The following is a 19,847-nucleotide window of genomic DNA, read 5'->3' as shown; positions in this document are numbered from 1 at the left end:
TTGTCAGAAGGAGGTCTTGAAGGTAAACGCCAGCCAGCCGCGGTCGGTGCCGCCCACGGGCCCGTTACCCGCCACGGTCCCGTTCGCCAGGTGCTTGGGTTGAGCCCGGGTGTCGGCATAGCGCAACCCGAACTCATAGAGTTGCGCGTAAGTTGCCTTCAGCCCGATCGAATAGGACAGCGCTCCCTCGTTCCCACCACCGGCAGTCGGTGCGTTGCCATGCAGACCGTAGTTGACGGTCAATGGAACATCCAGATCCCAGGACGGAAAGATGGAAATGTACTGTGGCGTATAGTTGACGGCGACGGCGTAGTAGTTCTTCGACGAACAGCCATCGGCTTCGCTGCCCGAATCAGGAATGCCGGGAGTCCTGGCATTGGTACAGGCCGCCGTACCGACGCCCTTGTACAGTTCTTCGTGTTCGGTCACCCGTTGCAAATGACTGTAGGCGAACTCACCGACCAGCGTGGCGTTGTCCGAAATGAAGTTACGCGGTACGCCGTAGACAGCGTTGGCGATGAAGTGGATCGTATCGCCGCGAGGGCCTTCATCATCCAGGGCACTGACACCGGTGGCATTCAACGCGCCGCCCATGCGATAGGACAACTCGGTCCCTACCGCCACGGTGTTGAAGACCCGGGCAAAACTGACACCAGCGAGTTTCACGCCGCGTGGGTAGACCACCCGATAGGAGCCCGATGCCGCTTTGACCTGCGGTGCCAGCCAAGGCTGGTAGTCATCGAACTGACGATAGTAGGCGCCAAAGGTCGATTCGATTTCTTCGACGTTGAGCTTACCCATCACGCCCCAGTTCTTGCCGTCACGCCCGAAGCGCGAATCCTGACGCTGCAACGTTGCCCCATTGGCAGCCACCGGCAATTGGTCCGGACCTTCGAACAGAGGGTCGGCGCCACCGAAATAGGTGCCGCCGAATGGAATCCGGGTCGGTTCCCATTCATAGAAGTACTGAGCGGCAAGGGAGAGTCGGTCGGTGACCTGCGCTTTGGCCGACACTTGTCCGACGGGCAGGAACACTTCCTTGGTTTCGATACCTGGGCTGGTTGACGCCTTCACGCCATCGCTCGGGGCTTGCGAGTAAGACACGGAGTGGGCGCCGAAGAGCAGGCCCTCGCCCCAATAGTTGGTATGGCGACCGACTTTCACGTTGACTGGCGTGTCGCCGATGTTGAAGTTGCGCCAGACGAACGCATCGAGGATCTCGCCCGACGGTCCGTTCATGTAGCGATCCACTTCATCGCTGTACTTATTGTTGTGATAGCTGGTCGCGTAGCCGGGAATGTTACTGGTCACCGAGTCGTCGTGATAAGCCTGGTCAAACCAGGCGGCGGCACTGAGTCGCCCTCCCCATTCGTTGAGGTAGGAAAGGTCGAACTCACTCAACAGATCGAGGCGATTTGTCACGATATCGCCTTTATCGAACTTGCCGTCCGACTCGTCGTAGTTCGGCGTGTTCATGATGTGGCTGTCTTGACTGTCGGTGCGCATCCCGAGGTTGTAACGGACCGTATTGTCCCAACGCACACGGTAGTCCGGGTTCGACATGTCGAACGAGGCCGCCATCGAAACCTGTGCGCCGCCAACCATCAACAGTGTCAGCGCACCTTGAGTCAGCACCCGCCGACCCTGTTTGGTCTTCTCTTTCATACACACTACCTTTTATTTTTATTTTCAGTCGTTTAGTGCGTTCAAACAGTCCTTCCAACAATCTGCGAAACCTCACAGGATCGTTGCAAGTCCCGCCTGGACAGTCCGCTCACGGAGGCCTGGCACGCTCCAGGACCGCTTCCCTCCTCAGCTGAAGTTACCGTAACGGATAAGAACCAAAAATTCCACATAAAGATTTCAATTCTATATACAGAATTATCGATCGACTTCCTTGGGATACCGATTTCAGCCACAGGCGATGCCAGGAATAATACTGCACACAAAATCTATAAACGTTCAAATAGTCTTTGACGCTTTTCCTCTTTCAGCTTTCAATAGCTCCGGAAAACCCAGTGAATTTGGGATGTTCCCCAGCAAAAAACGGCCATCGCAGCGGCAGATAAAAACAAGAGGAGCCACCATGAACATTGATTTGAGTGCCAAACGCGTGATCATCACGGGCGCTTCGCGGGGCATTGGCCTGGCCATTGCCCGGGCTTTCGCGGCCGAAGGCGCACGGGTAGCGATTTGTGCCCGCAGCGAGACTGCCGTCCACGAAGCCGCAAAGGAGCTCTCGCAACACGCCCAAGCGGTCATTGCCCGGGCTGTCGACGTGACCGACAGCGAGGGGGTCAAAGCATTCGTGGCTGAAGTTGCACAGGCCTGGGGCGGTGTCGATGTGCTGGTGAACAACGCCGGTCAAGGGCGTGGCGGCAATCTAGAGACCCTGACGCCGGAAGCCATCCTCGAACATGCCAACATTCTGCAGATGGGGCATTTCCGGTTCGTTCAGGCCGTGGTGCCGTTCATGCGTGAACAGCGCTGGGGGCGGATCATTGAGATCAATGCCCTGGCCGGCGCGATTCCGACGCCCGACGGAATTCCCTCGGTGATCAACCGCGCCTCGTGCATCGCCCTCTCCCGCTCCTTGGGCATGTCCCTGCCCAAGGACAATATCCTGGTCAACAGCCTGAACATGGGCTGGATCGATACCGGTCAGTGGGATCGCCACTACAAGGAAATGGGCCCGGGCGTCAGTCGCGAGGAATTCGATGCCATGGTGATGAAAGTCGTACCGCTCGGGCGTTACGGCAAACCTGAAGACGTGGCCGGCATGGCGCTGTTCCTGGCCAGTGAATATGCCAGCTTCATCAGCGCCGCCTCGATCGACATTGCCGGTGGCATGGGCGGACAGATTGCCTACTTCCCAACCCTCAAGCGCGATTTTGCCGCTGCCATCGCGGCGCGTAACGCTGCCAGCGAATAACACAGGCATGGCCGCCTGGCGGCCATGCCTGGCAGGCTATTCCATCACGGCGTCAATATCCGGTCAGTGCTGGCCGGCACCGTCAGCTTGAGCAGTTCAATCGCGTTACCACTGCGAATCCGCTCGCGGTCCTCAGTGGATAAGCCGATGCCTTCGGTCAGATCGCCATGGTCGTAGGCACCGCCGAAGTTGGTGCCGTACAACAGACGCTGCGCGCCCACCACTTCGGCGACACCACGACGCAAGCCCGGAGCATGAACGTCGAGATCGAAGTAAAAGTTCGGCAGGTAATCCATCAATGGCCGCTGGTTGCGCGAGTCCGGCGCCATGGCCCGGTTCAGTTCGCTCAGGCGCCCCAACTGGAACACCGCCATACCGCCGGCATGGGTGATGTAGGTTTTCAGGGTCGGAAACACATCCAGCGCGCCGCCGCAGATCAGGTACCAGAAAAACAGTGTTTCATCGACACAGTCGCCCACGATCGACGTCGTTTCGAATTTGTCTTGCGTATGTTTCTCGCCCCAATAGATCGACTGGTTGAAGCCGTGCACCATAATCGGCACATCCAGCTGGGTCAGCTTTTCCCAGACAGGAAACAAGCGCTCATCGTGAGCCTCCAAACCATTGAAATTAGCCCCACCCACGCAGACACCCTTGGCGCCTAGCTGAGTCACGGCGCGCTCGATCTCCTTGGCCGCGTTTTGCGGGTCCGCCAGGTTGGCATGGCACCAGAAATCGAAATGGTCGGGGTCGGCCCGGCAAAACGCGGATAATTCATCGTTGCAGATGCTTGCGTACTCATTGGCGAAGTCCCCCGCCCAGTACATGAAGCAGTGGGACGGCGTGGACATCACCAGTTTGTCGACACCCCGCTCGTCCATCAGCTTTCGACGGCTGGCGTGGGTCATGCGCGCCAGGAGATTGGCCTGCGCTTCGGCATCCGTAGCCGCTTTGGCCGGTTGTTTGGTACCGAGGGAAAAATGCCCCACGGTCAGCCCCTGGACCTTCATGAACGGCCCCCAGAACTCATGGCGGTTCAACATGCCCTCGGTCAGCAAGTGGGCGTGGACATCAATCAGCATGGCGTTCTCCTTATTGTAATGAGCCAGCAGACCGAACGCCCCATTGGCAGGGGCTCCGGATCGATTTGAGGGTATAAATGCATCGCCAACTATATAGACACATTTTAATTAAGTGTTCATTTAATTATTGAGTGAACGACTAGAACAGCCACCTGCCGGTAGCGGCTACGAGGCGCAGGCCATGATCAGGAACTGCCGGAACGCCTGGGCCGGCGCCGACAACCGGTTATCCGGCAGCCAGATCAGCCCCAGTTCCATGGGTGGAATCACATCCACCAGCGGCCGGATCTCAATTTTCTTGCCTTCCAGTGACCAGGCCCGGTAGAGCATGTCCGAGAGAATGGTCACACCGAAGCCATGCGCCACCAACCCGCGCAACGCCTCCATGGAAGAGGTGCGAAAAGCTACCTTGGGGGCCAGCCCACGGGATTCCCAATAGCGCAAGGTCGACGCCTCTCCCTCATCCACCGTGGGGAGGATATAGGCATGCCCGGCGACGTCCTCGAGATTGATCGAGGTGGCAGCCATCAACGGGTGCTGGCTGGCCAACCAGAGTTGGCGGCGGGAACGGACCAGCACATGGTGAGCAAATCCGTCGAGGTTCGGTGTGTTGGAGACGATCGTCAGGCCGAGATCGAGGTCGCCATTGCCCAGGGCCTCCTCAATGCTCTGGCGGTTCATATCGATCAGGTCGATCTCGACCTGAGGGTAGCTACGCTTGAAGCGTGCCAGCAGCGCAGGCAGAAAGTAACCCAGCACCGTGTAGGAGGCGCCGATGCGCACGGTCCCCTGCATGGTGTGGCCGAGAAACAGCGGTTCACTGAGGGCATCCTGCAAGGTGTCGAGGATGTGCCGCGCATGCTGGGCAAACTTGTTGCCCTCAGCGGTCAGTGTCACGCCATGAGGTAAACGGTCGAACAGGCTGACGCCCATGGACTGCTCCAGGTGCAGCACCGCCGCAGTAATCGCCGACTGCGAGACATGCGCCTTGAGCGCCGCTTGGGAAAACTGGCCCGCGTCGGCGGCGGCAACGAAATAGCGCAGTTGACGCATGGAAATATCTTTGCCTTTCGTCATCGGATTTTCTGATACCTGTCACCTGAATATGTGAAACAGCTCGGCTCACGCGCTGGGTACACTCAAAGCCGGGTAACTCCCTGACGTATCGTTATCTTTCGAATTTCAGCGCCAATAATAAAAATGGCTGAAGGTTGAACCATGAACGCGATCCACTACAGCGAGTACGACTGCGAAGCGTCGGGTAATTTCCTGACTGAAGCTTCATTGGCCAGACAAGGCTTCGACATCCGGGTTGAACACGCGCAGTGGTCCAACACGGGCACCGCCTTGATCGAAACCGGCGACAGTTGCCTGTTACGCCTGATGCTGCCGACCAGTGCCCAGACCAAGCCTAACTTCGGCAGTTTCCCCAGCCACGGCGCGCATCGATTCCACCCCCTGGGTAATCTATTATTCATTCCCCGCGGCACCGAATTTCACCTGCGTCACGCGGCCAGCGAGCAAAAAGCGCTGGTCTGCCTGTTCGATCCCTCCTCCCTCGGCGTCCTGGGCAGCTATCGCTGGAATTGGCAAGACGGCGTCAGCGAAGCCATGCTCAACCTGCAAAGCGGTTACCTGCACGCCTCCCTGCAGCGTCTGGCCGAAGAGGTGGCCCACCCCGGTTTTGCCAGCGAACTGCAAACCGAGTGCCTGCTCACCAGCATCGCCCTGGACCTGCGTCGCGAGTTCATCGACGCGGACGACGATGCCGTCCACTCCTCGCACAGCGCGGAAAAACTCAGCCCTCGTCAACTCAACATTCTGCGCGAGCTGCTCGACAGCGCCAGCGATGAGGGCCGCTCCCTCGGCCACCTGGCGCAGGCCTGCCAACTGCCGCTGCGAACGCTGTCCAGTCGCTGCAAAAACACCACCGGCATGACCTTGCGTCAGTACGCCGCGCAAAGTCGCCTGCAAAAAGCCGTGGCGCTATTGGCCGACTCACGACTGCTGATCAAACAGGTTGCCTATCAGGCCGGCTTCAACAATGCCGCCGCCTTCAGTGCCGCATTCCGTAAAGAACTCGGTGTCACACCCGAGGAGTTTCGCCACCAGCGCCAGCGCTGACAGGCGCCCTGACAAGGACGCCCTTTTCGCGCTCATGGCTTCAGCGATGAATCTTGGCGGTGATTTTGGCGTGTGGCCCATTGACCTGCGCGGCCCAGGCTTCAGCCGCCTGGTCGAGGGTGTAATCAAGGTAATCCACCTGGATCTGCTGCTCTTTGGCGATCTTCAGCAGTCGGAGCCAGATCTGCTCACGGTCTGCGGGCGGGCGTTGCCCCGTGCCAATGCACGACAAGTTGCGAAACAACAGATCGGCAATATCCAGATTGAGCTGGCGACCGGCTCCCGTGCCAATGGTCATGATCCGCGCCCCCCAATTGGTGGCTTTCAGGGAGGTCAACATGGGTTGACCGCACACGAGGTCAAGCACCACATCAAATCCGCCATCGGCCGCATCCTTCAGTGCAGCCACATCATCGCTGCCACCCAGCGTCACCACAGCGTCGGCCAGGCCCCGCGACTTCAAACGGCCCAGCGCTTCGCCCGACCGTGCAGCACCGACCACTTTGCCAGCCCCCATGCCACGCGCCAATTGCAGGGCAATCTGGCCGAGGGTGCCGGTGGCGCCCAGTATCAGGACCTTTTCACCTTTCTGGATCGCGGCTTTTTCCAGCGGCACGATGGCACCGGTAGCGGCGATGCCCATGCTGATCGCGGTTTTATCGTCGACGTCGTCCGGCACATTCCATACCTCGGCTTGCGGCACCAGGGTGCGCTCTGCCCAGGCACCAAACGGCAACACCGAGCGCTCGCCGAAATACACCCGGCGACCATCCGGTGCCCGGCCCACGCCTTCGCCGCGAATGACACAGGGGTATTCAACCCCGAGTCGGTACGCGCCGAGGACATCCCAGCCGCCCAGGCCGGCGGTATCGACATCGATCAGGACTGCGCCGTCTTGCGATTGCGGCTCACGAAACTCACCGACGGCTGGCGGTGCATTGCGCTCGGAAATGATTGCGGCACGCATGGCATTCTCCTTGTCTGTTTTATTGTCAGGCTGCACCCGAGCAATAATTGAACATTTTTCTATTATCTGTCCATATTTACTTAAGCGCCGCGTTTAACTGCTCGTCAATGGCTCGACCTGATAACGCGGGTACCCACCCAGCGTCAGGAGTAGCAAGGGCCCGACGACAAAGCAGATGGAACTCAACAGCAGCATGGCCGAGTAGCCACCGGTGAGCTTGAACAACCCCGCGAACAGTAACGGTGAAATCGCGGCACCGGCGGTAATCAGGCCCAGGTGGGCACCAAACAAGCGGCCGTAGTCACGCATACCGAAATAGCGGGCGATCAGGAATGCCGCGATATCGAACTCGGCACCCGCCCCCACGCCCACCAGCAACGTGGCGAGGATGTACAGCGCAATACTGGAATCCCCATAGGCGAAAATGCCGCAGGCAAATGCCGGCATCAGCAGCGCCAAAGAGGCGACGCCGGGCGCCCACAACCGGTCAATCAGGTAGCCCACCAGCAGCCGGCCAAGAATCAGCGACACGCCAAAACTGCTGAAAACCTGGCTGGCCTGCAAGGCGCTCAGGCCTCTGTCCTGCAGCAACGGCACGATATTGGTGACCATGCCCACCACGCAGGAAACCACCAAGGTCATCGACAGGTTGCAAACCCAGAACCGCCATGAACGCAGCGCCTCCCGCAGTAACAGCCCTCCAGCTTGTCCGTTGGCGGCTGGGAGTTGTGTGGTGTTGTGGCTGACATTGGCCGTCGGTAATAACCACCGCAGTGCCAAGGGCAACGCCAGCAGCACCGGCAATACGCCCAGCGCCAGGAAACCGGCCTGCCAATTCCAGCGGCCGATCGCCCAGGCGGTAACCAGCGGCAGCATGATGGCGGCCAGCCCGGAGCCGCTGAGGATGATCGCCAGCGCCAGGCCACGGTTTTCCTCGAACCACAAGTTGACCAGGTGCGACCAGGTCACCTGCAATGTACCCAGCCCGGCTAGCGGCACCAGGAAAAACCCCAGGTAGAGGGTCCAGATCGAACCGTTGATACAGGTCAGGGTGAAGACACTCAGGGACAGCGCCAGCAGCGACAGCAACGTGACCCGGCGCAGGCCATATCGCAAGTTCAGCCAGCCCGCCAACTGCGACGCGACAATGGTGCCCAGCGACAGCGCGGTGATCGCTGCCTGCAACTCTGCCCTGCCCCAGCCCATGGCCTGTTCCAGAGGAATGACCATGGAACTGAAGCTGTACAGCAGCAACGAACTGGAACTGGTCGCGACGCCGATCAGGGCCAGGATCAGCACTTGCCACCCGCGTTTGAATTCTGCGTTATCAAAACCTTTCATGGGGGTGACCTCAGTCGTTGCCGATAAACACAGCCGCTTGCGCGCTCTTGCCCAGCACATGGGCACGACGTGCCGCACCGGGTGTATCCGCGCCCTGGGCGAGGATGTCTTCGGGATGGATCAGCGTCGGGCCATTGCCCAGTTCCTCAAGCGCCAGGAGCGCCAGGTCTTCAGCCTGGGGCAAGGTCATGGTCAGAGCGTCGGGAATGTTCAACTTGACCATGGCATCACGCATGGTCGGTGTGTCGACGGTGCCGATGAGCAGGTTGAGCACATCCACGCCACGGTCTTTCCACTCGGCCCATAACGACTCGCCGAGATTCAATGCGAACCCCTTGGTGGCGGCGTACATCGCCAGTTTGCGAATACCGCCCAATGCAGCCTGGGAACCCACCAGCAGCAATCCGCCCTGTCCGCGCGCCAGCATGGCGGCACCAAAGGCATGGCTGCATTGCATCACGGTCGAGCAATTGAGGCGCAGCAAGGCGCCCCAGTCCTCAACCGAGGTGTCGAGGAAGCGTGTGATGTAAGGGTCACCGCCAGCGTTGTAAATGAACAGACCGACTTGCCGTTCACCCACAGCCGCCATCAATTGCTCGCAGGCATTCGGATGAGCAAGGTCTTGGGTCACCACCAGCACATCGATGGCGTACCGTTGCTCCAATTCGCTTTTCAATTGCGCCAGCGCGTTACCACGGCGCGCCACCAGCACGCAGTTGAGGCCACGCTCGGCCAGTGAACGGGCGAACGCGGCGCCCAAGCCATGGGAGGCGCCGGCAATCACGGCCCATGGGCCATACCGATGCGCGAAGGCATTATTAGGAACAGGCATAGGGACTCCCAAAACGAGGGTCCGGTGACCGATCACCGGACGAGGAAGGTTTCAGCGCGTCAGATGACAGGCGGCAGGTCGATGTGGCTGGCGGAGGCGCCAATGGCGGTGCTGCCATAGACCAGGACGCGGCGCTCGATTTGCGCCATGAACAGGCGCAGCAAGGGCTCGTCGTATTCGGGCCCGGCGCTTTTGACAAAGGCCTCCAGCGCTGCATCGATCTCGTTGTAGCCACTGAAGGTGCGGTCCAGCAGGTCTTGCGCTTCTTGTTGTTCCAGCTCGCGCAAGTGCAACTCCATGGCATCACCACGACCCAGGTATTCCACCAATTTGCTCACTGCGCGCAGTTTAGTCTTCTGGAAGTCACTGCTCACTTCCACCTGTGCCAGGGCATCGGCGAGCATGGTCAGCAACGCTGCATTCGGGCCACTGCTGACAATGTCCAGTGTCGGCGTTTGCAGAGCGACCCCCATGGCTTCGGCCAGCGCATGCACCACCACCCGGCGCAGGGCGAGGTCAAACTCGGCGTAGGTGTCATGGGGGTCACCCGGTTGTGGCGTAGCCACCGACGCCGAGAACTGCATCGTGCTGACGGTGGCAAACAGGGCGGTGTGATAACGCACGACATCGGGGTCCGCCGGTTCACCGGTCACTTGCTGGTAGTAGCGATACAGGGCCGCGAAACTGTCCCCGAGCGGCTCATAATTGTCGCGCATGCGCGCCGAAGCCAGGTCGGCCAGGGGATCGCCGATCATGGCGAATTCAAAATCATAGAGGCCAAGCACCTGGCCGTTCTCGAACAGGAATTGCCCCGAGTCATACTGAACGAAAGCAGGCCGGGTGCGGTGCCGTGGCACGTTGCGGCGCAGCCAACCGAGGGCGAATTCGGCCAGCGGTTGCGGCTTGGTTTTATTACGCGCGTACAGCGGGTAATAGGCCTCCAGGCCTGCCAAGGTCATGTCCTCGGCACCTGTTGGGAGGTCAATACCCTGCTCGACAAAGGGTTGCAGCGGCAATTGATGCATGCGTGCCATGGCGTCGACCCACTGGCGTGCGACCCCATGGCGTTCGGCATCGCTCTGCGCGGTGCTGACATCACGACTCCCCGGCACCCACTGCATCACGATGGCCTGCGGATCTTCGCAGAAACCGTAGATACGCGGTACCGGCACGCCTTGCTGATCGAGCACAGTGAGAATATCCGCTTCCCGGCGTAGCTCCGGAAATGGACTGACATCCCCCCCGCGCTCGCCACGAATGTGCAGTTGAAGGGTTTCGCCCTCGCGTTGCAGTTCAAGGTTCCAGGCCGGGCGCCAGCGCGGCAGGCGTTGCATGGCAGTGACTTTCCCACCCAGCAGCCCTTCGACAAAGGTACGCAGCTTTTCTTCGAGCGGATCACAGGTCGCATTTATTGTTGTTGACATACAAGGTCCTCATCAGGCGCTGATGACCAGCGCCGTTTTCAATGGGTGTCGGTCACTCCAGCGCCAGGCCCGCCCACCTGTTCCAGCGGCACGCCTTTTTTCCTGGCAAGGTCGGCGGTGTCCAGGTACTCGCGCCAGGCACAGATGAGCCCGTTTTCATCCAGCTCATACACCGCCACCATCGAGTGCGGCATGGGGATGCCATTGCTGACGCAGTAATCGTCGCGCTCGGTCATCACCACGCGCTCGGAAGAGACAATGTGGCGCGTGGTGCAGCGGTTATGCGTGACATAACTCATCTGCCGCTCGATCTCGCGACGCAACGCAGCATGCCCGCGGATCACCGGGCCACCCGGCACCCACAGTTGCCAGACGGCGTTGTCGGCGAAGGTGGCCATGATGCGGTCGATATCGGGGCGGCTGCCGTCGCTGCCATCGCCCCAGGCGGCCAGCATGTCGAGGATGAAGCGTTCCTGTTCGAGTGCCATGAAACGGGCTCCAGTGCAGTGAATGGATCGGCATCAGACCGAGGCTTTGGGCAGCAGGAAATTACGCACCACCGGCACCATCGGCGTGCCGCAGCTCATGCCGCCGTCCACGCGCATCAGCGTGCCGTTGACATAGGCCGCGTCGTCGCTGGCGAGGAAAGCAGCCATGGCGGCGATATCTTCCGGCTCGCCCAGTTGCGGTACGTTTTGCAGATCGAGAAAGGCGGCCTTCATGGCCTCGTTGGCCCAGCTTTCCATGGCAGGCGTGCGAATCACCCCCGGTAAAATGCCATTGCAACGAATGCCGCGCTTACCGAAGGTGGCGGCAATGCTTTGCACGTACCAGTTGAGCGCGGCCTTGGAGGCGCCGTAGCTGAACTGGGATATCTCACCGGCAATCGAGCTGGTGGACGAGGTGAACAAAATCGAGCCACTGCCCTGGGCGAGCATGTGCGGCAAGGCGTATTTGCACGCCAGCACACCGCCCAGCACGTTGACACGCATGCAGTTGTGGAACAGCTCGGTGTTGAAGTTGATGAAGTCGATATCGCGCGTGGTGGCCGGGTTTCGGTACACGGCGTTGTTGAACAGCACGTCGATCCAACCGAAGGTCTGGACGGTCTGCTCAATCATCTGCCGCAAGGCGTCTTCATCACCGACGTCCACCTGCAAGGCCAGGGCGTTGGCACCGATTTCCGCTGCCACGGCCTGCGCCGATTCAGCGTAAAGATCGGTGACCACCACCGTGGCGCCTTCCCTGGCAAAACGCAGTGCCGAGGCACGGCCAATGCCGCTGCCTGCGCCGGTGATCACACAGATTTTGCCGGCTAGACGTTTCAGGATCTCGCTCATAAAGGAATCTCGGGACGGATAAAAAAAATCGGCGCCCGTGGCGAACGCCGAAAAGGAGCATGACGTCAGCGGGTCTGCCCCCCGGCGATGGTCTGCGGGTTGGCTTCACGCTCAGCCACCGGTGCCTTTCGGTAGCGCGTCGGGCCATTGCCGAACATGCCGTATTGGTCACGGGTGAAGTCGTACAGCGAGTAGGAATCCTGTTGCGGATTGTTGGGAATGCCGTAGGCCTCGATGTTGTACTGAGAGCCGGTGCGGAACAGCGCACCGCTGTCGTCCCAGGCGTCGTAGACCGCAGCGCCGTAGGTGTCCTCGTCGATGTAGTAGCGACGTTTCTTTTGCGCGTGGCGCACCCCGTCCTTGCGGGTCGCTTCCACCACCCAGACGCGGTGCAGCTCCCAACGCTCACAAGCGGGGTTGATGTGTTTGGGCATGAGCTTCTTGTCCATGTCGCAACCCCATTTCAGCGTGTAGTTGCTGTAGGGAATGAACATTTCCTTCTTGCCCACCAGCTTCCAGTCGAAGCGGTCCATCTTCCCGGAGAACAGGAAGATTTCGTCGTAGAACGCCACCCCGCCGAACGCCGAGTTGGGGGTGTCGTAATTGAACTCCGGGGCCTTGCGCACACGGCGCTGGCCGGTGCTGTAGCTCCAGGCGTATCGGGCGTCGGCGACCGGGTCGAGGTAATCCCAATACCCGGATGCCTGCCCGGCGGTGCGAGCCGGCGCGACAATGCGCGACCAGATACGCTGGGCGATTTTCGGATCGCGCCCTGGCACCTCCAATTGGTAGAAAGGTTTTTCGCCGGTGGACTGGTTGGTGTTGGTCAGCGTCGCATGGCCTTCGTTGACCACGTAGGCACTGTGGTTCCAGTCCCAGCCATTCACGCCCTGGTAGTTGAGGATGTAATTCCACATCAACTCCCGACCGTCACGCGGCAACGGGAATGGCAGGCCGCCACGGCAGCCTTCGCTGATCGACAGACCGTCGTTTTCGGTTTTGCATTCCTTGCGGCTGGCGTTGCGCTGGGTGGCGGCCAGAAAGTCAGCCGGAAAGGCCGCCGTCCGGTGCGTGGGGTACACCTCGAGATAATAGGTGTCGGGGTTCTGCTTGAGCAGTTGCAATTGCCCGGCCGCCAATTGGTCGGCGTACTGATCGGCGTTGGCCGCCGTGATGCGCAAGCGTGGTTTTTCATTGGCGAACGGGTTGGGCCAGTTCCCATCGCCGGGCACCAGGCCTGCAGGCACTTTCAAACCACCGTCGTACGCCGGGATCGTGCCCGCGGCGTTGCCCGCGACTATCGCGCCAAACGGCGTGAGCTTGCCGCCCAGGTCGGCCGGGGTGAAGCTGTCATCGGCCAACGCCGAACCCGCCAACGCGATGACCACCAGGCCTATCGCATGAAAATCAACCATCATGACATTCTCCGATCAGAGGGGGGTGATCACCGAACCCGGCGATCACTGCATTGCATTCAGAGGCTGTTCAGAACGCGGTGCTGAGGGTCAAGGACACCCAGTTACGGTCGGTCAGACCAACATCGCCGGAACCGCCAACCACCGTTTTGCCGACACCGGCGACGTCCGCGTAGTGGCGCTCACTGCCGTAGCCGATGTACGACAGGGTCACGTCAACGCGCTCGTCGTAAGTGCCCTTGATGCCAGCCTTCCAGGTGTATTTCCCTTCGTTGCCACCGCCCGTTGCGGCATTGCCGTTGACGCCGTAATCCACACTCATGGGCGTGGAAATATTCCAGCCGGGGAACACCCCAAGCCATTGCGGCGCAAAGCTGACGGCGAGGCCGACATAGTTCTTGGTGGCGCAGCCGTAGTGCTTGTCCTGGCCCGCCGGGCAGCCGCCATAGCCTTCGCCCTTGAACAGTTCTTCATGCTGGGTCACCCGTGCCACATGGCTGAAAGCCATTTCGGCAATCAGGCTGCCGGTGTCGAAATAATCGGTGCGCGGCAGCAACCACAAGCCGTTGACCACCATGTGCCACGTATCACCCCGGGCACCTTGGTTGTCGACGGTGCTGATATTGCTGGAGACCAGCGAGGTGTTCTGGCGATACGACAGGTCTACTCCCAGGGAGCCACCACCCAGTACCGGGCCAGCGGAATAACCCAGGCCATAGAGCTTGACGTTCTCGGCGTACACATACCGGGCGAAGGTGGGCGCCACCTGCAGGCCCCACGGGTTGTAATCGTCGAACTGGCGATAGAACAGGCTGACCTCCGAGTGCAGGAAGTCGAAGCTGTAAGTGCCCATCACCCCCCAGTTGCCCCGGTCCTTGGGCTTGACCGGATCGATCAACGGCCGTGATACACCACTGAACAGCGGCAAGCGGTCCGGCCCCTCCAGGGCGACGTCGGCAGACGCCAGATAAGTGCCGCCTTCCGGTGCCCGAGTGGTGTCCCATTCGAAGAAATACTGCGCCGCCACCGATAACTTGTCGGTGACCTGTGCCTGGGTGGAAAGCTGCGTCAATGGCAGGAAAATTTCGCGAGTCTCGGTACCGGGGTTGCTCACGGCCTTGCGCCCATCCAGCGGTGCTTGCGAATAGGAGACCGCATGCCCGGCAATCAGCAGGCCATTGCCCCAGTACACGGTGTGTCGACCGGCACGTACGCTGACCGGAATGTCACCGAGTTCGAAGCGGGTAAAGGCGAAGGCGTCCAGCAACTCACCGCTGGGGCCGCGGTGGTAGCGCTTGGTAAAGCCCGAGTAATGGCCGTTGGTGTAGCTCGACGTGCTGGTACCGGGAAACGCGCCGGGGTAGTAGACATTGCCAGGGCTGGTTTCGACATCGGTGTCCGCATATGCCTGGTCGTACCAGGCGGCGCCGCTGATGCGAAAGCCGTTGTACTGCTTGTAAGCCACCTCCATTTCACTCATCCAATCGATGCGATTGGTCACCACATCGCCTCGATCGAACTTGGAATCGGACTCGTCGTAGCTGGCATTGTTGGCCAACGCGGAGTCGCGTCCCTCGGCCCGTATCCCGAGGTTGTAACGTACGGTGTTGTCCCAGCGCGCGGTCAGGTCGGGATTGCCGGTATCAAACTCGGCAGCCTGACCAGGGCTGACGATGAAGGCACACCCGGTCACGCTGAACCAGACGGCCAGGCTTAACGGCTTTAACTTTGCATCGATCATCAACACTCCCCCTACATTCTTGTTGTTATTGGCAGCCGAGGCGTTGGGCCGTTTGGGCCGCGCGATAAGCGCCGGCCCGACGGCATTCGGTATGGCCTGAAGTAGACGGGAGGGGGAGGTTCGGGCACAACGGTTGGGAGCATTGCTCAAATGCATTTTGGTATTGATCAAATGCTCAGGCCCACGGAGGGCGTGCAACACGCAAGCTGTGTCAGCAAGGACCGCTGGACGACTGAGCGGTATTTGAATAACCAATACCGACCCGTCGTTTTTGTGATTTTACGATGACAGAAGCACTCCCTAGACTCCGGCCAATAACTAGGCAACGCCGCTCTCCTGGCGCCGCCATGACAATAAAGCCTGGAGGATGAACATGAGTGCGCCCCCGTCCCTGGATGACAAATACGTCCAGCACAGTGGAAACGTTTTGCTCAGCGGGATTCAGGCGCTGGTGCGCCTGCCGCTGATGCAGCGCCAACGCGACCTGGCCAATGGCCTGAACACCGCCGGGTTTATTTCCGGGTATCGGGGCTCGCCGCTGGGTGGTTTCGACCAGGCATTGTGGAAGGCGCGCGACTATCTCAAGGCGCACCACACAGTGTTCCATCCAGGCATGAACGAAGACCTCGCCGCCACCTCGATCTGGGGTACGCAGCAGGTCAACCTCTTCGAAGGCGCCACCTACGATGGCGTGTTTGGCATGTGGTACGGCAAGGGTCCGGGCGTCGACCGCTGCGGCGATGTGTTCCGTCACGCCAACGCCGCCGGCACCTCGCCGTTCGGCGGTGTACTGGCCATTGCCGGTGATGACCATGGCGCGCGTTCCTCCTCGCTGCCTCACCAGACCGAGCACATCTTCAAAGCAGTCATGATGCCGGTACTGGCACCATCGGGCGTGCAGGAATACCTCGACTACGGCATGCACGGCTGGGCCATGTCACGTTATTCCGGGTGCTGGGTTGCGCTCAAGGCAGTGGCCGATACCGTGGAGAGCGCGGCCATTGTCGATATCGACATTCATCGCGTGCAGCCGATCATTCCCGATATCCCGCTGCCCGAAGGCGGCTTGAATATTCGCTGGCCAGACCCGCCCCTGGCGCAGGAACAACGCCTGCTGGAACACAAGCTGTATGCCGCCCTCGCCTACGCCCGCGCCAATCGCCTCGACCGGATCGTGATGGACTCGCCGAAGGCGCGGATCGGTATCATCACGTCCGGCAAATCCTACCTCGACGTGTGCCAGGCACTGAAAATCCTCGGTATCGATGAAGCCCTGGCGCAGCAGATCGGCTTGCGCGTGTACAAGGTCGGCATGGTCTGGCCGCTGGAGGCTGAAGGCGTGCGGCAGTTCGCCGAGGGCCTGGAAGAAATCGTGGTGGTCGAAGAAAAACGCCACATGATCGAATACCAGTTGAAGGAAGAACTCTACAACTGGCGCGAAGATGTCCGCCCGCGCATCGTCGGCAAGTTTGACGACAAAGGTGAATGGAGCCTGCCGCACACCGATTGGTTGCTGCCCGCCATCAACGACCTGACCCCGGCGATGATCGCCCGTGCGCTGGCCAAGCGTATGTTGCGGGTACATCAAAGTGGCCCGCTGCAAGTGCGCCTGGCCGTGCTGGATGCGCAGCTGGCCAGCAAAGGCCAGTTCAGCAACCTGATGGACCGCGTCCCCCATTACTGCTCCGGTTGCCCGCACAACACCTCGACCAAAGTGCCCCAGGGCAGCCGGGCACTGGCCGGCATCGGTTGCCATTACATGGCCGCTTGGATCTACCCCCAGACCCAGACTTTCAGCCAGATGGGTGGCGAAGGCGTGGCGTGGATCGGCCAGGCGCCCTTCACCACCACCCAACATGTTTTCGCCAATCTGGGTGACGGTACCTATTTCCACTCCGGCATTCTCGCGATCCGGGCTGCCGTCGCGGCAAATGTGCAGATCACCTACAAGATTCTCTACAACGATGCCGTAGCCATGACCGGTGGGCAACCGGTGGACGGCAGCCTCAGCGTGGCGCAGATCAGCCGACAGCTCGCCGCCGAAGGCGTACAGCGCGTGGTGGTGGTCAGCGACGATGTCGAGAAATACCAGCATATCCATGATCTGGCTGATGGCGTGCCGGTGCTGCGTCGCGACAAGATGGACGAGGTGCAGGAACAGCTGCGTCAATTCCAGGGTGTGTCTGCAATCATTTATGACCAGACCTGCGCCGCGGAAAAACGTCGGCGTCGCAAGCGCGGCAAGTTCCCCGATCCGGCCCGCCGGGTAGTGATCAACGAAGCGGTGTGTGAAGGCTGCGGTGATTGCAGCAGCAAATCCAACTGCATGTCGGTGGTGACAGTGGAAACCGAGTACGGCCACAAGCGGGAAATCGACCAGTCCTCGTGCAACAAAGACTTCACCTGCCTCAACGGCTTCTGCCCGAGTTTCGTCACGGTCGAAGGTGGCGCTTTGCGCAAACCCAAGGCGCTGGCGGCTACGGCGGATGACGTCTGGGAACTGCCAACCCCTGCGACCGTTACCCTGGATGAGCCCTACAGCATTCTGGTGACCGGCGTAGGAGGCACCGGCGTGGTGACCATCGGCGCACTGCTGGGAATGGCAGCGTTTATCGAAGGTAAAGGCACACTCAACCTGGACATGGCGGGCATGGCGCAAAAAGGCGGCGCGGTGTGGTCGCATATCCGCATCGCCGCGCATCAGGATCAGTTGTTCGCGCCCCGGATTGCCGAAGGTGAAGCAGCGCTGCTGCTGGGCTGCGACCTGGTGGTCAGCGCCAACACCGAAACCCTGTCCAAGCTGCGCCAGGGCGTTACCCATGCGTTGATCAACAGTGAAGAAAGTATTACCAGCGCCTTTGTGCGCACCTTTGCCCAACAGGCCGAAAGCGGCGATTTGCAGAAACACCCGGACCCGACATTCCAGACCCAAAGCATGTCGGCACAAATCGCCGAAGCGGTTGGCCAGGCCCAGGCCGACTTCGTCGACGCGAGCAAAATCGCCACGGCATTGATGGGCGATTCGATTGCCACCAATACCTTCATGCTCGGCTATGCCTACCAGAAAGGCTGGTTGCCCGTGGGCGAAGCGGCGCTGCTACAGGCCATCGAATTGAATGGCACTGCGGTCCCCTTCAACCTTTCAGCCTTTACATGGGGCCGGCGCAGTGCCGAAGATTTGCCACGGGTCTTGCGCAAGCTGGAAGCCGGCAACGTGCAGAACGCAGATCGCCGGCTGTCGCAAAGCCTGGAGGAAACGCTGGAACGCCGCGTGGCATTTCTCACGGCGTACCAGAACAAGGCGTATGCCCAACGTTACCGACAACGGGTCGAGCAAGTCATGGCAGCGGAAACGGCACTGCTCGGGCAGCCGGGCAAGCTGTCGGCAAGCGTCGCCCGTTACTACTTCAAAGTGCTGGCGATCAAGGATGAATACGAAGTGGCACGTCTGTTTACCGATGGTCAATTCCTGGAAAAAATCCAGGCGGGCTTCGAGGGCGACTACCGCCTGCGCTTCCACCTGGCGCCACCGCTGCTCAATGATAACGGTACCGGTCGTGAGCCGAAAAAGCGCAGCTTCGGCCCGTGGATGCTGCAAGGCTTCAAGCTGCTGGCCAAGCTCAGGTTCCTGCGCAACACCTGGCTCGATCCATTCGGTCGCACCCACGAGCGCAAGGTGGAACGTAACTGGCTGGCCAACTATGAAAGCATCCTCGACGAAGTGTTGAGTGATTTGACTGCGGACAAGCTGGGCCTGGCTCAGGATCTGGCGCAGTTGCCAGACAGCGTCCGCGGTTATGGTCCGGTTAAAGAACGCTTCCTCGCCCACGCCCGAGAGCGCCAGGCACTTTTGCTTGAGCAGTGGCGCAACGGCACGGGGGCAGCGTTTCACGATGCCAGTCGAACCACAGGAAAAATCACCGTCACCCAACTTTAAGTTCGACACCCCGGCGCTGCGGCGTCGGGGTGTACGTTTTTTTGCCACGTGGCAGGGTATGACGTTCTCTTCTTTTTCAACCTGACAACAAGGTCGACTAATGGACGAAAAGCTGGCGAAAAACTACCGGGAAATACTCCAAGGCGTGGGCGAGGATCCGCAGCGAGAAGGCTTGCTGAATACGCCAGAACGCGCGGCCAAGGCCATGCATTACCTCTGCCATGGCTATCGGCAAACGCTCGAAGAGATCGTCAACGGTGCACTGTTCGAGTCGGACAACGATGAGATGGTCATCGTCCGGAATATCGAACTTTACTCGCTGTGTGAACATCACATGCTGCCGTTTATTGGTAAGGCGCATGTTGCTTACATGCCGACGGGCAAAGTGCTTGGTCTGTCAAAGGTGGCGCGTATTGTCGATATGTTTGCCCGCCGCCTGCAAATTCAGGAAAACCTCACCCGTCAAATTGCCGAAGCTATTGCCCAGATCACCCGTGCCGCCGGCGTGGCGGTGGTAATCGAGGCGAAACACATGTGCATGATGATGCGCGGCGTTGAAAAGCAGAACTCTGTAATGAGCACTTCGGTAATGCTCGGTACTTTTCGCGAGTCGTACAACACGCGCCAGGAGTTCTTGCAGTTGATCCGCAGCCGCTAGGCGATGCACCTGATTCGCCCAGGCATGGCGGCATTCAGTTCAAACATTGACTTG

15 protein-coding genes are annotated in these 19,847 nt (G+C 60.1%); 4 read left to right on the top strand and 11 right to left on the bottom strand.

All coding sequences use genetic code 11. The features are described from left to right. Nucleotides 1-3: 3 nt before the first annotated feature. On the bottom strand, nt 4-1,665 hold the full coding sequence (locus ABX75_RS21960) for a DUF1302 domain-containing protein (protein ID WP_014338791.1): 1,662 nt from the start codon (nt 1,663-1,665) through the stop codon (nt 4-6). 421 nt (nt 1,666-2,086) lie between these two features. Between ABX75_RS21960 and ABX75_RS21955 the strand changes: the two genes are divergently transcribed. Next, the gene (locus ABX75_RS21955) at nt 2,087-2,932 is read left to right on the top strand and encodes an SDR family oxidoreductase (protein ID WP_014338790.1); all 846 of its coding nucleotides are present in this window, start codon (nt 2,087-2,089) and stop codon (nt 2,930-2,932) included. A gap of 44 nt (nt 2,933-2,976) precedes the next feature. Here the strand turns inward: ABX75_RS21955 and ABX75_RS21950 are convergent, their stop codons facing one another. After that, on the bottom strand, nt 2,977-4,014 hold the full coding sequence (locus tag ABX75_RS21950) for an amidohydrolase family protein (protein WP_014338789.1): 1,038 nt from the start codon (nt 4,012-4,014) through the stop codon (nt 2,977-2,979). Nucleotides 4,015-4,179: 165 nt separating this feature from the next. Continuing rightward, on the bottom strand, nt 4,180-5,091 hold the full coding sequence (locus ABX75_RS21945) for a LysR family transcriptional regulator (protein WP_034114514.1): 912 nt from the start codon (nt 5,089-5,091) through the stop codon (nt 4,180-4,182). 141 nt (nt 5,092-5,232) lie between these two features. Between ABX75_RS21945 and ABX75_RS21940 the strand changes: the two genes are divergently transcribed. Then, nucleotides 5,233-6,138, top strand: a complete 906-nt coding sequence (locus ABX75_RS21940; RefSeq protein WP_034114517.1) for an AraC family transcriptional regulator — start codon at nt 5,233-5,235, stop codon at nt 6,136-6,138. Nucleotides 6,139-6,178: 40 nt separating this feature from the next. Here ABX75_RS21940 and ABX75_RS21935 read toward each other — a convergent pair whose 3' ends face one another. From ABX75_RS21935 to ABX75_RS21900, 8 genes are all read right to left on the bottom strand, one after another. After that, nucleotides 6,179-7,105 (bottom strand): zinc-binding dehydrogenase, encoded by a 927-nt coding sequence (locus tag ABX75_RS21935; RefSeq protein WP_047882653.1) that lies wholly within the window; start codon nt 7,103-7,105, stop codon nt 6,179-6,181. Between the two features lie 93 nt (nt 7,106-7,198). After that, nucleotides 7,199-8,446 carry an MFS transporter gene (locus ABX75_RS21930; RefSeq protein WP_014338785.1) on the bottom strand — a complete coding sequence of 416 codons (1,248 nt, stop codon included), beginning with the start codon at nt 8,444-8,446 and terminating at the stop codon, nt 7,199-7,201. Nucleotides 8,447-8,456: 10 nt separating this feature from the next. Beyond that, nucleotides 8,457-9,278, bottom strand: coding sequence for an SDR family oxidoreductase (locus ABX75_RS21925; RefSeq protein WP_034114521.1), 822 nt, complete (start codon nt 9,276-9,278; stop codon nt 8,457-8,459). Nucleotides 9,279-9,337: 59 nt separating this feature from the next. Continuing rightward, nucleotides 9,338-10,702, bottom strand: a complete 1,365-nt coding sequence (locus ABX75_RS21920; protein WP_014338783.1) for a phosphotransferase family protein — start codon at nt 10,700-10,702, stop codon at nt 9,338-9,340. Nucleotides 10,703-10,740: 38 nt separating this feature from the next. Beyond that, nucleotides 10,741-11,190: a nuclear transport factor 2 family protein gene (locus ABX75_RS21915; RefSeq protein ID WP_014338782.1), complete on the bottom strand. Its 450-nt coding sequence runs from the start codon at nt 11,188-11,190 to the stop codon at nt 10,741-10,743. Nucleotides 11,191-11,223: 33 nt separating this feature from the next. Further along, entirely contained in the window at nt 11,224-12,042 is an 819-nt protein-coding gene (locus ABX75_RS21910; protein ID WP_014338781.1) for an SDR family NAD(P)-dependent oxidoreductase, read from the bottom strand. Nucleotides 12,043-12,107: 65 nt separating this feature from the next. Further along, the gene (locus ABX75_RS21905) at nt 12,108-13,460 is read right to left on the bottom strand and encodes a DUF1329 domain-containing protein (RefSeq protein ID WP_014338780.1); all 1,353 of its coding nucleotides are present in this window, start codon (nt 13,458-13,460) and stop codon (nt 12,108-12,110) included. Between the two features lie 67 nt (nt 13,461-13,527). Further along, complete coding sequence (locus ABX75_RS21900) at nt 13,528-15,198, bottom strand: DUF1302 domain-containing protein (RefSeq protein ID WP_014338779.1); 1,671 nt, start codon at nt 15,196-15,198, stop codon at nt 13,528-13,530. A 373-nt stretch (nt 15,199-15,571) separates the two neighbouring features. Here ABX75_RS21900 and ABX75_RS21895 point away from each other — a divergent pair, with 373 nt between their 5' ends. Both ABX75_RS21895 and folE read left to right on the top strand, forming a co-directional pair. Further along, nucleotides 15,572-19,135, top strand: coding sequence for an indolepyruvate ferredoxin oxidoreductase family protein (locus ABX75_RS21895; RefSeq protein WP_047882652.1), 3,564 nt, complete (start codon nt 15,572-15,574; stop codon nt 19,133-19,135). Nucleotides 19,136-19,235: 100 nt separating this feature from the next. Beyond that, entirely contained in the window at nt 19,236-19,793 is a 558-nt protein-coding gene (gene folE / locus ABX75_RS21890; protein ID WP_014338777.1) for a GTP cyclohydrolase I FolE, read from the top strand. Nucleotides 19,794-19,847: the final 54 nt, after the last annotated feature.

Origin of the sequence: Pseudomonas sp. ARP3 (genome assembly GCF_001029595.1) — a bacterium.
Classification (GTDB): domain Bacteria; phylum Pseudomonadota; class Gammaproteobacteria; order Pseudomonadales; family Pseudomonadaceae; genus Aquipseudomonas; species Aquipseudomonas rhodesiae.
The sequence above is the reverse complement of the archived record's forward strand: the minus strand, read 5'-3'. Positions and strand labels throughout refer to the sequence as shown.